The organism is Aeromonas sp. s11, from assembly GCF_040907945.1.
In the GTDB taxonomy this organism is placed as follows: domain Bacteria; phylum Pseudomonadota; class Gammaproteobacteria; order Enterobacterales; family Aeromonadaceae; genus Aeromonas; species Aeromonas veronii.
On the sequence record NZ_JBFOCU010000020.1, the window covers coordinates 23,907 to 38,183 of the forward strand.

The 14,277-nt window shown below is 53.8% G+C and carries 11 protein-coding genes; 8 read left to right on the forward strand and 3 right to left on the reverse strand.

The window, feature by feature from the left end:
• The first annotated feature begins 26 nt into the window (after nucleotides 1-26).
• The 7 genes from yjeM to AB5Y84_RS04540 all read left to right on the forward strand — a co-directional run bounded on the left by yjeM (nucleotide 27) and on the right by AB5Y84_RS04540 (nucleotide 11,412).
• Nucleotides 27-1,493, forward strand: a complete 1,467-nt coding sequence (gene yjeM / locus AB5Y84_RS04510) for a glutamate/gamma-aminobutyrate family transporter YjeM (RefSeq protein WP_338710919.1) — start codon at nucleotides 27-29, stop codon at nucleotides 1,491-1,493.
• 257 nt (nucleotides 1,494-1,750) lie between these two features.
• Nucleotides 1,751-2,662 (forward strand): D-alanyl-D-alanine endopeptidase, encoded by a 912-nt coding sequence (pbpG, locus tag AB5Y84_RS04515; protein WP_005336410.1) that lies wholly within the window; start codon nucleotides 1,751-1,753, stop codon nucleotides 2,660-2,662.
• Nucleotides 2,663-2,880: 218 nt separating this feature from the next.
• Complete coding sequence (locus AB5Y84_RS04520; protein ID WP_368176456.1) at nucleotides 2,881-3,918, forward strand: acyltransferase; 1,038 nt, start codon at nucleotides 2,881-2,883, stop codon at nucleotides 3,916-3,918.
• Nucleotides 3,919-4,209: 291 nt separating this feature from the next.
• Nucleotides 4,210-6,252, forward strand: a complete 2,043-nt coding sequence (locus AB5Y84_RS04525; RefSeq protein WP_368176457.1) for a TonB-dependent receptor — start codon at nucleotides 4,210-4,212, stop codon at nucleotides 6,250-6,252.
• Nucleotides 6,253-6,273: 21 nt separating this feature from the next.
• Nucleotides 6,274-6,939, forward strand: coding sequence for a PepSY-associated TM helix domain-containing protein (locus tag AB5Y84_RS04530; protein ID WP_338325153.1), 666 nt, complete (start codon nucleotides 6,274-6,276; stop codon nucleotides 6,937-6,939).
• Nucleotides 6,940-7,747: 808 nt separating this feature from the next.
• A complete protein-coding gene (locus AB5Y84_RS04535; protein WP_368176460.1) occupies nucleotides 7,748-9,967 on the forward strand; it encodes a type I restriction enzyme HsdR N-terminal domain-containing protein in 2,220 nt (739 codons plus the stop codon).
• Nucleotides 9,968-9,999: 32 nt separating this feature from the next.
• The gene (locus AB5Y84_RS04540) at nucleotides 10,000-11,412 is read left to right on the forward strand and encodes a restriction endonuclease subunit S (protein WP_147277423.1); all 1,413 of its coding nucleotides are present in this window, start codon (nucleotides 10,000-10,002) and stop codon (nucleotides 11,410-11,412) included.
• Nucleotides 11,413-11,586: 174 nt separating this feature from the next.
• On the opposite strand, the gene AB5Y84_RS04545 is transcribed toward AB5Y84_RS04540, so the two are convergent.
• The 3 genes from AB5Y84_RS04545 to AB5Y84_RS04555 form a co-directional block, all read right to left on the reverse strand.
• On the reverse strand, nucleotides 11,587-12,114 hold the full coding sequence (locus AB5Y84_RS04545) for a hypothetical protein (protein WP_114680115.1): 528 nt from the start codon (nucleotides 12,112-12,114) through the stop codon (nucleotides 11,587-11,589).
• Nucleotides 12,115-12,382: 268 nt separating this feature from the next.
• Nucleotides 12,383-12,517, reverse strand: a complete 135-nt coding sequence (locus AB5Y84_RS04550; protein WP_368176458.1) for an AlpA family phage regulatory protein — start codon at nucleotides 12,515-12,517, stop codon at nucleotides 12,383-12,385.
• Nucleotides 12,518-12,631: 114 nt separating this feature from the next.
• Nucleotides 12,632-12,862, reverse strand: coding sequence for a helix-turn-helix transcriptional regulator (locus AB5Y84_RS04555; protein ID WP_368176459.1), 231 nt, complete (start codon nucleotides 12,860-12,862; stop codon nucleotides 12,632-12,634).
• 244 nt (nucleotides 12,863-13,106) lie between these two features.
• Between AB5Y84_RS04555 and AB5Y84_RS04560 the strand changes: the two genes are divergently transcribed.
• Nucleotides 13,107-14,269 (forward strand): IS3 family transposase gene (locus AB5Y84_RS04560; RefSeq protein ID WP_368176341.1). Its coding sequence is split into 2 segments (ribosomal slippage): nucleotides 13,107-13,362 and nucleotides 13,362-14,269, totalling 1,164 coding nucleotides; the frame shifts between segments, so codons are not numbered across the junction.
• Nucleotides 14,270-14,277 lie beyond the last annotated feature (8 nt).

A 14,277-nucleotide genomic window follows, 5' to 3' on the forward strand; every position in this document is an offset into this window, starting at 1 on the left:
TCCAGCACCATCAGGGAGTTTTTAATATGTCGGCAAAAAAGCTGAAGTTGGGCGCCTTTATATTGATGATATTAACATCGGTATTTGGCGTCACTAATATCGGGATCGGTTTTTACCGAATGGGATATGCCGCCATTCCGATGTTCGTCATTGGCGGTCTGTTTTTCTTCATCCCGTTCATTTTGATGATGATCGAATTCGGCACCGGCTTTCGCAAAGAGGCAGGCGGTATCTTTACCTGGATGCGCCACTCGGTCTCGACCCGATTCGCCTTTATCGGTCTGACCATGTGGTTCGCCTCCTACGTCATCTGGATGTTTGGCAAGGCGCTCTCTATGTGGGTGCCCCTCTCCTTCATGCTGTTTGGCCGCGACATCACCGTCATCCCGGTCACCCTGGGTACTGGCATCGACTTTGGCCCCTTTATTCTGGGTGTAGTCGCCATCGCACTGGTTGCCACCGTCACCAAGCTCATCACCCTGGGTAGCGCCCGCTTCGCCAAAGTGGCGGCCATCGGCGGTCTCTCCGTGGTGGCACTCAACGTGTTGCTACTGGTCGGCGGCGTCTTCACCTTCACGGTGAGCGGCATGACCCTGCAGGAGCCCTTCACCCAGGCATCGCTGACGGCGTCTCCCAATGCCGCTTTCAACGACATCATCCCCTTCCTCGGCTTTATGGTGTTCGCCATCTTCGCCTACGGCGGGGTCGAGGCGATGGCCGGGGTGGCTGACGAGCTGGAAGATCCCGAGCGCGACCTCAAGCGCGGCATCTTCCTCTCCGGCGCCTTCATCGTGCTCTGCTACATCATCGGCTTTCTGGCGGTCGGCTCCATCATGCGCTGGAGCGACTTCCCGGCCGAGGGGATCACCTCTCTCTCTGCCCTCTTCATCATCATGCTGGAGCTGGGGCGCCATCTCGGTGGCGAGTGGCTGGGGCAGGTATTCATGCGCTTTGCTGGCCTTGGCATGTTCCTGAGCTATCTGGGTGCCTTTATCGCCCTCTCCTACGCGCCACTGCGCCAGTTCATCACCGGCACCCCGAGTTACTTCTGGCCGGAGCGTTTCCAACGCGAGAACGAGAATGGCGTGCGGATTGAAGCCCTCAAGGTGCAAGCCTGGGTGGTCTGTCTGTTCATTGCCGCCAAGTCCATCTTTACCCTGATCAACCCGGAAGGGGCCGCCGCCCTCTATGAGCTGATCATCACCATGACCAACGTCGGCATGACCCTGCCCTACATGTTCCTCATCTACGCCTGGTATCGCTATCGCAACAACCCGGCGCTGGGCAAGGACCTGATCTTCTTCAAGAGCGCAGGCTCGGTACTGCTTGCCACCATCATCAGCCTGATCCTGGTCGCCTTCGGCAACGTCTTTACCGTGGTCGCCCCCTTTATCTCCGGCGATATCTCCACCGGCGTCTGGACCATCATTGGCCCGCTGCTGTTCGTGGTGATCGCCATGCGTTTCAAGATAAAGCAGGAAGATGCCCACTAAACGGTAAGCAATGCTCCATGCCAATCGGGACCGTTCTGGTCCCGATTTTTTTAGCGCCGGCTTCCGCTCACCATCACGGCCAGCCCATAGTTTGAACACAAAAAGACTCCATAGAGACCTCTTTTACGCTCTCCTCGCCGTCAGAGCGCGCTCAACGCCGTAAATTATCAATATCAAGGTGAGAATGATTGTGAAGCGCCAGTTCACGACATATAACTTAGCGAGATATCCCTGTATTTCGTCTGGTAGAGCTGATCATGATGATGCGTTCCCTCCTTCCCCTGTTGCTTGGCGCAGTAATGCTGCCGGCCACTATGGACAGTGCCCATGCCAACCCCTTTTCCGCCAGCAGCAAGAGCAGCAGCGGCTTTCTCGAGCGACGGGATGTGCCCAACCTCAGCTCGGCTGCCTTCGTGGTGGCCAACCACAGAACCGGCGAGGTGATCTCCGAGCGCAACGGCAACCGGGTGATGCCCATCGCCTCACTCACCAAGCTGATGACGGCGCTGGTGGTGCTGGATGCCAACCTGCGCCTCAACGAAATGCTCACCGTGACCAATGCCGACATCGACCGCATCAAGGGAACCGGCTCGCGCCTGGCCATCGGCTCCAGGCTCAGCCGCGCCGAAATGCTCCATATCGCCCTGATGTCCTCTGAAAACCGCGCCGCCTCGGCGCTGGCCCGCCACTATCCCGGCGGCCAGCGTGCCTTCGTCGAGGCGATGAATGCCAAGGCCCGCATGCTGGGGATGTGGAATACCCGCTACGCCGACAGCACAGGGCTCAACCCGCGCAACGTCTCCACCGCGCAGGATCTCGCCAAGCTCGCCGCCGCAGCGGCCTCCTATCCGCTGATCCGCCAGTACTCCACCGACGAGCAGAGCTATGTGCGCACCAACAAACGCCAGCTGCACTACCTCAACTCCAACCGGCTGATCCGCGAAGGGCAATGGGAGTTCACCCTCTCCAAGACCGGCTATATCCGCGAAGCGGGCCGCTGTCTGGTGCTGGGTACCAAGGTCAATCGTGAGCCGGTGATCATGGTGCTGCTCAATGCCGAGACCACCAACGATAGGGTCGCCGATGCCAAGCGGATCAAAACCTGGCTGGAGAGCTCGGGCAGAACCACCCTGGCCGCCAACCAGAGCAGCATGCTGACTCACCAGTAAGATCGAGATCCCCAACCAAGCGAGGCGCCCGCCTCGCTTTTTCTGCGTGACTGCGCCAAAAAACGGGAGCCCGCTCCCGTTACAGGTAACACCTTCCGCCATCCTGTTACAAAACGTAACTACTCAACAGCGTGATTCACACTAATAGAATCAATTGGTTGTAACCTAGCAGTAAGAATTTTAGCGTGCCGTCACAACCCCTGTAACGACGAGCCACCATGCGTATTTCCAGTATCGAGTGCGGGCGGGTACTGGCCATTCTGGCCGTGATGACCATTCACGTATCCCCCTTCGCCAATCCCTTCAATCCCGCCCTGTGGGGAAGCGGATCCTGGTTCTGGCTGAGCGGCACCATCAACCAGCTATGTCGCTTTGCCGTGCCGCTGTTTTTCCTCTGTGCCGGTTATTTTCTGCAGCCGAGACTGAGTCGCGAGGCGCCACTGACCGTGGCCTGGCGCTACTGCCGCCCCTTGCTGCTACTCTGGCTGGTGTGGAGCCTGGTCTACCTGCTGGTGCCGTTCAATCCGCTGGATGCCGTACAGCAAGGCTATCTGGCCTCCCTGCGCGGGCAGTGGCAATTCCAGCTCGGCGACCCCCTCAATGGCTGGCTGGTGGGCGGCATGATCCACCTCTGGTTCCTGCCAGCCCTGATCATGGCGGTGACCCTGCTGGCGCTCTGCTACCGGCTTGGCAGACCAGCGCTCGCCCTCTGGCTGGGTCTTGGCCTCTACCTGCTGGCGCTGCTGGGGGGCTCCTATGCCAAGCCGCTGCTGGGTGCCGAGTGGCCACTGCTCACCCGTAACGGCCCCTTCTTCTCCCTGCTGTTTGTGGCGCTTGGTGCCCTGCTGCGCCAGCGTCAGTGGCAGCCCGATGCCCGCATCGGCTGGCAACTGCTGCTGGCGGGCGTGGCGCTCTATGGCTGTGAAGCCTGGGCGCTGCAGCACTTCGCCGCAGTGCCGCTCACCCGCCACGACTTCCTGCTCGGCTCCCTTCCCTGGTCTCTCGGTCTGTTTGGACTGCTGCTGGCCAACCCCGAGTGGGGCAAGGGCAGCTGGCTTGAACGTCAGGCCCCCAAAGTGCTCGGGATCTACTGCCTGCACATGATGCTGGTGGTCTGGCTCTTCGTATTCGGCCCGCAGGGCGCATCCATCCTGTGGGAGATTGCCAAGGTGCCGCTGCTGCTGGGGTCGTCGTTGCTAGTCTATCGCCTGCTGGTGACTACCCCCCTCACCCGCCGACTGCTGCGCACCCACTGAGTCCGATATCCGGCCCGTCCTATCGGGCCGGATGCCTCTTCACGTTTTGTCCCTTTCTCTTCCGCTAAGCCCTTTTCCCTCGCTTCGTTCTCGCGGTTTGCTGCAATGGCTCTGCTTTTCAGCCGAGCCCCCCGACCGCACAACCAGTCCCCAATGCTCCCCTCCATTTTCACCTTGCCAGACAAATGAAAATCAATATCATTGGCATCCCGCTTAAGCGGGTCAGGCTAATTATAATTAAATCAATATGTTCGAGCCGTCAGGTCGACATCCAAAGAGTCAACATTGAATATGCAGCACCCTCACTTTCGCAGAACGCTGGTCTCGCTGGCACTGCTGGGCACCGGCTTCACTGCCCAGGCCACCGATGAAACCATGACAGTGGTTGGCAAACGCTCCCAGCATCAGGAAGTTGCCACAGCAACCCGTACCAATACGCCAGCCAAGCTGGTGCCCCAGACCATCGACAGCGTCAAGGTCAGCGAGCTGACCGCCTTCGGCCAACCGACGCTGAGTGAAGCCCTGAGCGGCATTCCCGGGGTCAATGCCAGCGGTGATACCCGCTTCGACGGGGTCAATATCCGCGGCTTCAGCGCCAGCAACGACTTCTATCTCGATGGGTTCCGCGACGACATGCAGTACACCCGGGATCTCGGCAACATCGAGCGGGTGGAAGTGCTCAAGGGCCCGGCTGCCGTGCTCTACGGCCGCGGTAGCACGGGGGGCATCGTCAACCGGGTCAGCAAAAAGCCGCAAAAAGGGCAGGAGTCCAGCGTCACCGCCCGGGTCGGCAGCTTTGACAGTCAGCGACTGGCCGCCGACCTCAATGGTGAGGCGAGTGAGCAGGTGCAACTGCGCCTCAACATGGCGCAAGAGGACAAAGATAGCTTCCGCAACGGCGTGAAGAGCAAGCGCACTCTGCTGGCCCCTTCCGCCAACTGGGAGATCAGCGACAACCTCAACTGGCTGGTGCAGTACGAGCGCAACGAACATGACCGCACCCCGGATCGCGGCATCCCCGGTGTCAATGGCCGTCCAGCCGATGTGCCGCGGGAGTATGTTTACAGCGATACCAGCCGCGACTTCATCGATGACGTGGCGCAATCCACCCGTTCACGCATCTCCTGGGATATCAACGATCAATGGCAACTGCGCCAACAGCTAGGTTACTCCACCCTCGACAGCCAGTTTGACAACACCTATGTCACCAGCGTCAAAGGGGATAAGGTGACCCGCTCCCGCTGGCAGCAGGATCTGAAAGCGAAGAACCTGATCAGCAACACCGAGGCCGAAGGTCTGTTCCAGACCGGCCCGGTGGAACATCGCCTGCTGGTTGGCTTCGAGCAGAACTGGCAGGAGCGCACACCCAAGCTCTACCAGAACGCCACCGCCATCCCGTCTGGCAATCTCTACGATCCGGGCTCGCTGCCTACTTACAATGGTGCCATGAAGCTCTCCAGCGACGCCAAACACAAGGTGCGCGGCAATGGCCTCTATCTGCAGGATCAGCTCAGCCTGGGTGACTGGCATCTGGTTGGCGGGCTGCGCCGTGACGACTTCACCGTCACCAGTCGCCGCTACGACCTCAACAAGGAGGAGAGCGTCTCGGTCAACAGCCTGAGCCCGCGCCTTGGTCTGGTGTGGAATCCCCTCGAGGATCACGCCTTCTATACCTCCTACAGCAAGACCTTCACTCCGGTGGGCGGCGAGCTGATCGGCATCACCCCGGGTGACAAGAACAACGGGCTGGAACCCCAGCACACCCGCCTCTACGAAGGTGGTGTGAAGAGTGACTGGCTGAACGGCAAGCTGGCGACCACTCTCTCCCTCTATCGACTGGAGATGTACAACAAGCGCACCAAGGATCCGCTGGATCCCACCAAGGTGATCCTCACCGGCCTGCAGCGTACCGAAGGGGTCGAACTGAGCGCCCGCGCCGAGCTGACCGACGAGATCTACCTGCGTGGCGGCTTCGCCATTCAGGATGCCGAGCAGGTCAAGGCGGATGCGGATCTGCAAGGCAAGCGCCCGATGAACGTCTCCCGCCAGAATGGCCAGTTCTATCTCGGCTACAAGAGTGGCGAGCTGGGCTGGTTCGGTGAAACCGGCGTAACGGCGGTGGGCGATCGCTTCGCCGACAACGCCAACACCACCACACTGCCCGGTTACGCCCGCTTCGATGCGCGCGCCGGTTATCGCTGGCAGCAGTGGGAAGCCGATCTGAGCGCCGAGAACCTGACTGACCACGAGTACTTCGTCAGCGCCACCAGTGCCACCCAGATCATTCCGGGCACACCCCGCCAGCTGAGCCTGACCGGTACCTACCGTTTCTGATCTCTGTGACAACCACCCCGACTGGCCAGCCCTTGCTGGCCAGTTTTTTATGAAGCAACCACGATGAAACGCAGAAGAGTTCCCCTTCACAACAACAAATGGGTACGCCGCCTCCATGCCTGGGCCGGTTTTTTTACCCTCGCCCTGATGCTGATGTACGGCATCACCGGTCTCTGGCTGCAACACCGTGCCGTGTTGCCCATCCCCGGCCCCCACACCGACAAATCGAGTGAAGAGATAGTGCTGGAGGCGCCACTCGCCAGCCCGGAGCAGCTGAAAAGCCTGCTGCAACAGCGCTATCCCGATACCTTTGCCGACGGGCGAACCATGATCACCCCGGCCCAGACCCTGCCCACCCCGAACGGCCTGCTCATCCTGCCCGCCAAGTGGGAAATGCGCGGCGTCACCCTCAGCCAGAGCGTGGCTGCCAGCTATGTTGAGGGTACCCTGCTGGTACGTACCGACCTGCAACTGGCCAACTTTGCCGCCAGCCTCAACCGGCTGCACCGCGGCATGGGCACCGGCCTCGGCTGGCAGCTGTTTGGCGATATCGCCGCCCTGGCCCTGCTGCTGCTGGCCCTCACCAGCCTGTTTATGTGGACCAAGCTGCACGGCACACCCAGAGCCATCATCGCGCTGACGCTCGCAGGTTCCCTCGGTACCCTGCTGTTTGCCCTGCTGGGGTAACGCAGCAATCATGATCTGATGCAGCAAGGTTTGGAAGAAAACCGCAATAGAAACAGGCCGCTGGCGGTGATGCCGTCAGTGGCCACATCAAGAAAAGGAAATAACGGAGAGCGGAAAAAGAGAAGGGATACCAAGAGGTAACGGGAAGTACTGCCTGCTCAGCAACAACGCACCAATGCGCAGGAACGCAAAAAAACAAAAGGCCATCATTGCTGATGGCCTTTTGTCATGAATTTGATGGTGCCGGGGTCTCTATCAAATAAAGATGCCAAGCAATTGATTTTAAAGCAAATACTTACTTAAACATCTGCTTTGGGCCCCCAAAAAGGCCCCCAAGTGAATCGCCTTGAGGTGATACGTTAAGACACAAAAAACTATGTTCTTACCTGCAATTGCTCTCTATGTTTCACGTTTTGCTGCTCAAAACCTTGGATCGCTGGTGCACTTGTGCACTGCCCGTGGGTGCTGACCCACCAATATCAGAAAACAGATCGCTTCCGCTATGTTGAAACCGTACTTAGGACGTCTGCCGTGGTAGCTGCTCTTGACGTATCCAACATTAACACATTCTCCATATCTGCTTTTTAGTGCCCCCAACTTGATGTATTCGTTGTCAATTTTGAACTGGTAGTGCTTGCAGGTCTACACCTGTCTGGTGCTGCGTCAAAACACTACCGTCGTCGAAAACAGAGCCACCATCGGCGGACTACACCGCCCCCATCTGGTATAGTGTTGGCCCTCGGCTAAGGCCTCTGACTGTTGTTCATTAACACGAACAGGTGACGTGTCCGTATTGAGCAACGTTAAAGTGTATAAACAAGCCCGAAACAAGAACCAATCGAAACATACAACGAACAGGGAAATAAGCATGACAGCCCATCTCACCGAGCTGCTAAAAGACAGCCTGTACCGACTCGATCAATTCAAGCCGGAACAAATTGCCCAACTCGAAGCATCGATCACGCTGAAAGAGTCAGGTAAAAAGGCTGCGGCTTATGTGACCTGTATCGTTCGTGGCAAGCCGATCAAGCTAACCCCAGAGGAGGCGGTACGCCAACTCTATCTTTTGGTGTTGCGAGACGACCTAGGCTATCCCATTAGCCGCATGGCTGTAGAGTATGAGGTCACCTTCGGGCGTGAAAAGAAGCGTGCAGATATCTGCATCTTTGACAAAGACCAAACTACATCCCCTTATATCTTGGTTGAACTCAAAAAGCCCAAACTCAAGGATGGTAAAGAACAGCTTAAGAGTTACTGCAATGCCACAGGCGCACCAATGGGGGTATGGACTAACGGTCAGCAGATCTCTTACTACCATCGCAAAGATCCGAACTACTTTGAAGACATTCCGGCCATTCCTTCCGCCCATCAGCGGCTGTCCGACATCCTTTCAGAACGTTGGACTATCGACGATCTGGTGGTGCTCGATAAGTTGGTTAACGAACGCAAATCGTTGAAAGACCTGATCCTCGAAATGGAGGATGAAGTGCTCGCCAATGCCGGTGTAGATGTGTTTGAAGAGCTTTTCAAACTGATTTTCACTAAGCTCTTCGACGAGATGGAGGGTGGCCGTGATTGGAAGCGCCATCTCGTATTCAAAAACTACGGTGAAACAGAAACCGAGCTAAGGGCCAAGATCCAAGACCTGTTTGAGAAAGCCCAAGCCAAATGGGAGGGGGTATTCCCAGAAGCCGCCAAGATCGAATTGACGCCTAGCCACTTGGCGGTATGCGTGTCGTCGCTGGAAAAGGTCAAACTGTTCAACTCCAACCTTGAAGTAGTAGATGAAGCGTTTGAGTACCTGATCAACAAATCCAGCAAGGGTGAAAAGGGTCAATATTTCACACCACGCTACGTCATCGACATGTGCGTGAAGATGATGAATCCACAAGAACATGAAACCCTGATCGACACCGCCGCGGGTAGTTGTGGCTTCCCTGTACATGGAATTTTTCATGTATGGGAACAGATCATGCGAGAAGAAGGGCTTTCCAGAAGCCATCTTTTTACCACTGAGAAGAAACCCTCACGTTGCGAGGATTATGTCCGTGAAAAGGTCTTTGCAATTGACTTCGACGAGAAAGCCGTCCGTGTGGGTCGCACTCTCAATCTAATTGCGGGTGACGGACAAACCAACGTCTTGCACCTAAATACCCTCGATTACGAGCGTTGGTTTGAAAAAACAGGTGATGATAAGAATCCTGGTGATCAAACCTGGAAAGATGTATACGGGGAAGGTTGGAAACGACTGCGTAAATTGCGCGCGGCAAAGAACGAAAACAGGGATTTCCAATTTGACGTACTGATGGCAAACCCACCTTTTGCAGGCGATGTGAAGGAAACCCGCATTCTCTCTCGGTTTGAATTGGCGCGTTCGGTGAGTTTCGACAAAATCACTAAGGTGGAACCCACCGACCCCAATATCGTAGATGCCACCAGTCGAGCGCCAACCTTCCCCGATGCGCTGCACGCCAGCCATGAGGTGATATATAAGATGGCGGACGGCACCTATCGCAAGGTTAAGGTCAAGAACCAAAGCAAAGTGGGCCGCGACATCCTATTTATCGAGCGTAACCTGCAATTCCTCAAGCCAGGTGGACGCATGGCGGTAGTGTTGCCGCAGGGCCGATTCAATAACGCCTCCGATAAATCCTTGCGTGAATTCCTCGCCGAACATGGCCGTATCTTGGCAGTTGTAGGCTTGCACGGTAACGTATTCAAGCCGCATACCGGTACCAAGACAAGCGTACTATTCATCCAGAAATGGAATGACGATCCGAAGAGTGGCCCCTTATGCCGCAAGGTCGCTGATTACCCCATCTTCTTCGCTACCATGCGTGAGCCGAGTAAAGACAACTCGGGCGACAAGATCTATCGCGCCGCAGCCGATGGCGAGCCACTACTCGACTCTCACGGCCATCTGATCGTCCAACATGATCTGTTCAACCACGACGGTTTAACAGAAGACGGTATCGCAGAAGCATTCGCCGAATTTGCCAAAAAAGAGAGCTTAAGTTTTTTTCTCTAAGCCCCTTCGATAAAAAGCGCTACGAGCGCTTGTTGGAGGGGCTGGAAATAACAGAACTGATGCTGTCAGGGCTTCGTGCTGAAAACGATAAATTGCGGATCGATAGCGGATATTTTTCAAAGCCAATGCTTTCTGCAGAACAAAAAATCAGGCGTTATGCGGCAGGATATGATGAGCTAGGCTCGTTGTTCAGCCGTTTTGTAAAAGGTATTTTCGATATAAACTCGGATACCTATGTTGACGATGGCATCCCATTCATTCGAATCCAGAACTTGAAGGATGGTCTGATAGACAATCGCGGCATGGCATTTATTCCAGAAGATATACATCAAAGCGAACGTAAAACTGAACTTTGTGAAGGTGACATAGTTCTTTCTAAAACTGGCTACCCAGCAGCTTCAATATTTGTTCTTGAACGTGGCAACACCAGCCAAGACACAATTGCCACCACATTATCGGAGTATGGAAAAAAACACTACCGTGCACCTGTAGTAGTTGCATATTTGAATTCAAAATACGGTCAAGCACTCCTTTGGCGTCAATTCCAAGGTAATGTGCAATTGCACTTGTCACTTGAGGATGGCCGGAAGGTCCCAATACCACGTTTTTCTGAAACGTTGCAGATTGCTATCGAGAATTGTTTCAACAGTGCAAAAAAACTGCGCACTGATGCAGCACTCAGTATTGAAAATGCCGAAAATATTCTCCTCCACGCACTAGGTCTCGATACTTGGAGCGTACCAGAACCACTGAGCTACATCCGCTCTAGTAGTGAAGTATTTAATGCAACCCGCTTGGATGCAGAGCACTTTCAGCCACGCTTTCAATCCTTGGTTGAATTGATTGATGAGACTGGCGCAGGAACAAAACTTGGTAAGCACCTTCTCAACAACAAACGAGGCAAACAGCCAGCGTATGTTGATGAGGGATTGCCTGTCGTTAATTCCAAGCATGTACTGCGCAACGATGTTCGATTGGATGCCGACAACCGAATGGCAATCTCTGAGGAAGGCGATTTATTGATTCGCCCCGGCGACGTTCTATTCAATGGCACTGGGGTTGGCACTATTGGGCGATCAGCCGCCTACCTGCATGAGACCCTAGCCATTCCAGATAACCACGTTACTATTCTTCGTCCTGATAAAAAGCTTGATCCGGTGTATCTTGCTCTATTCCTAAACTCAAAGGCAGGTCAATTCCAGGTCGAACAACGTTTGCGAGGTTCATCAGGGCAGATTGAGTTATACCCCAATGACATTGCAGAGTTTTCTATTTGGCTTGCCCCTACAACGTTGCAGCAATCTGTCAGACAGCAAGTTGAGCAAAGTTTCGCCCAAAAGCAGAATGCAGCTCGTTTGTTAGATGCGGCAAAACGGGCCGTAGAGATAGCAATTGAAGAGTCTGAAGCTGCGGCTGTGGCCTATCTGGATAACATCGTCGAATGACCGATACCCAGATAACACGACTCTAATGACTAGGCTTGTGGGCAGCTACCGGACGTGGGAACCGGTAGCTGCCTAAGATGTAGATCATTCGATTGTAGTGTTATCACTTCAACACAGTAGATAGTAGTGTATACCCCTTACATACACACTTAAACTACCGCAGATAGACATTCCTTACTTTCTCCTTCTGACACCATGCTCAACTAGCAAGGTCTCAATACGCAATGAATCAAGGTAAGTTAATGCTGCACAATAGACTTCAAGCGTTCCCCTTCGCTTATCCCCTCTTATGGGTGGGTTTGATTGCCACATGAACTTGTATACATAGCTTACCTGCCTGATAGCATCTCGTATGGGATCTTCTTTCACGGGCCTAGGTGTCTTACCATTCCATACATCAATACTATGCCGACGCTTAAGCTTTGCCTTCAACGACTTCATCTTGTCCTCATCTGCGTCAACAAGAAGATGAAAGTGTGGTAGCCATACTTGTTCTCCTTCATTAAAGTCGACTTCCAATGCTCCATATACTGGACTTGTGATTCCTACTTTCTTGAGATCCCGATAGAGTTGCTCTTTCAACTTCTGCGGTTTTAGCGCATGTAACTCACTCTTCGTCAATACATCATGATAAAGGATCACCGTGACAAACCGATAGTTATTACCAATAACCTTAGGTAATACTGATTCGATGACTTTCATTCTCTTAGTTCTAGTACACTGCTTGCATGCTAGAGAGTTACAATCATGATCGTCCTCTTCTAAGCAAGACCATAACTTCAAAGCTATTTGTTGATGTTTTTCATTACCAGTTTTAAGAAGAAGTGTAATCCGTTTCTCAGTCTCAATGATTGTATCATCAGGCGATTCTATGAGATTACAAAGATCTCGGCGGATAGATAGTCTATTCATATCTAGCCTCAGCTTCAAAACTAACTATTGATACCAAATGGTCGATATATGATCTTCGCTATCCAACAGAGATTCTACCAGTCAACTTGATTGACTTCAGGAACAGCCCATTGTTCATTAGTCGATATATGCTTACTTTGGATAACGCACATCCTTCTACAACATCGTTGATTCGATAGACCTTCATTGCCATGATATTGCTCCTTTTCTAATTTCATGGCTTCTTTACAGTTTCAACTTATAGCCTTGCTTTCAGCACCTCATTAAAAATAGATCATGTGTCCGTCTGATTGAACACTCAAAGTCTCTACCCCTGTATTTCTTGTCCATTATTACGAGTATTCATCCAGTTGCGCACATCTTCCATCCACCATGCGGTCACTCGCTCACTTAGCTTCACAGGCTTAGGGATCTTGCCAGAGGCAGACCAGCGCCACAGGGTAACAACGGAGATCCCCAGCAGAGGAGCTAATGTTTTAGCTCTGATATAACCTCCCATTGGTAATATATGCTGGTTAGTTGCATGGGCTTCGTTCATCGACATATCTTGAATACTCCCTTATTGTTTTAACGTGTTAAGGGTATTCAAACACAAGTTGAGGTCGTATCGATGATAGGTTGGCCATACCTTACATCAGGTAAGCGTTAATCGGCCTACCTGATGTAAGGTAAGTGTCAATAAATAGACCTAACATTAGGTAAACATCATTCAACTGTAGTGGTCTAATCATCCCGGACACCATTTTAGGTGGTACAGTCGCCACCATGACCTGAGGTGTTCAATGACAAGATTACGTCGCTCATTTACTGCCGAATTCAAACTCGAAGCCGCATCCCTGGTGCTCGACCAAGGATATTCTGTCCCTGAAGCCAGCCGTTCACTGGATGTCGGTGAAACAGTGCTCCGTCGCTGGGTTCTGCAGCTGCAATCCGAACGAACTGGCACAACCCCAATCAGCAAAGCACTGACTCCAGAGCAGCAGAAAATTCAGGAGCTGGAAGCCCGTATCAACCGGCTCGAACGTGAAAAGGACATTCTAAAAAAGGCTACTGCTCTCTTGATGGCGGACGAGTTCACACATACGCGCTGATAGACCGATTAAGGGAGCAAGCCCCCATCACTTTGGTCTGCTGCGCCTTCGATGTTCCCACCTCCTGTTTTTACGATTATCTGGCTCGCAGGCGGACGATTAACCGTGAACGTATGCAACAGCGCTGTGAGTTGCGCCGGTTGTTCAAAGAGAGCAGGAGCTCTGCAGGCAGCCGCGCCTTGATGTCGATGATGCGAGAGTTGGGGTATCAGATTGGCCGATTCAAAGTACGTAACCTGATGAAGGAAGCCGGTCTGGTATCCAAGCAACCGGGCGCTCATCGCTATCAGGTGGCACAGTCTGAACGACCGGACATACCCAATCTGCTGGCCCGCGAATTTGATGTCCAGCAACCCAATCAGGTGTGGTGTGGCGATATCACCTACGTCTGGGCCGGTGGTTGCTGGCATTACCTGGCAGCGGTGCTTGACCTGCACACTCGGCGGGTCGTGGGCTGGGCGATGTCTGATAAACCTGATGCAGAATTGGCAATCAAAGCCCTGGAGATGGCCTATCAGCAGCGGGGTTGCCCATCTGGTGTGCTATTTCACTCTGACCAGGGCAGCCAATATGGCAGTAGGGCATTTCGGCAACGAGTGTGGCGCTATCGCATGACCCAGAGCATGAGTCGGCGTGGCAACTGCTGGGATAACGCCCCGATGGAACGGTTGTTCAGAAGCCTGAAGTCAGAGTGGCTCCCGGCTATGGGATATATGAGCTTGCGGGAAGCAAAGCGGGATATCAGTTATTACCTGATGGATTACTACAACTGGCGGCGTCCACATCAACACAATGACGGGATACCGCCAGCAAAAGCCGAAGAACGGCCTAACCAAGTGTCCGGATTTAGTTGACCACTACA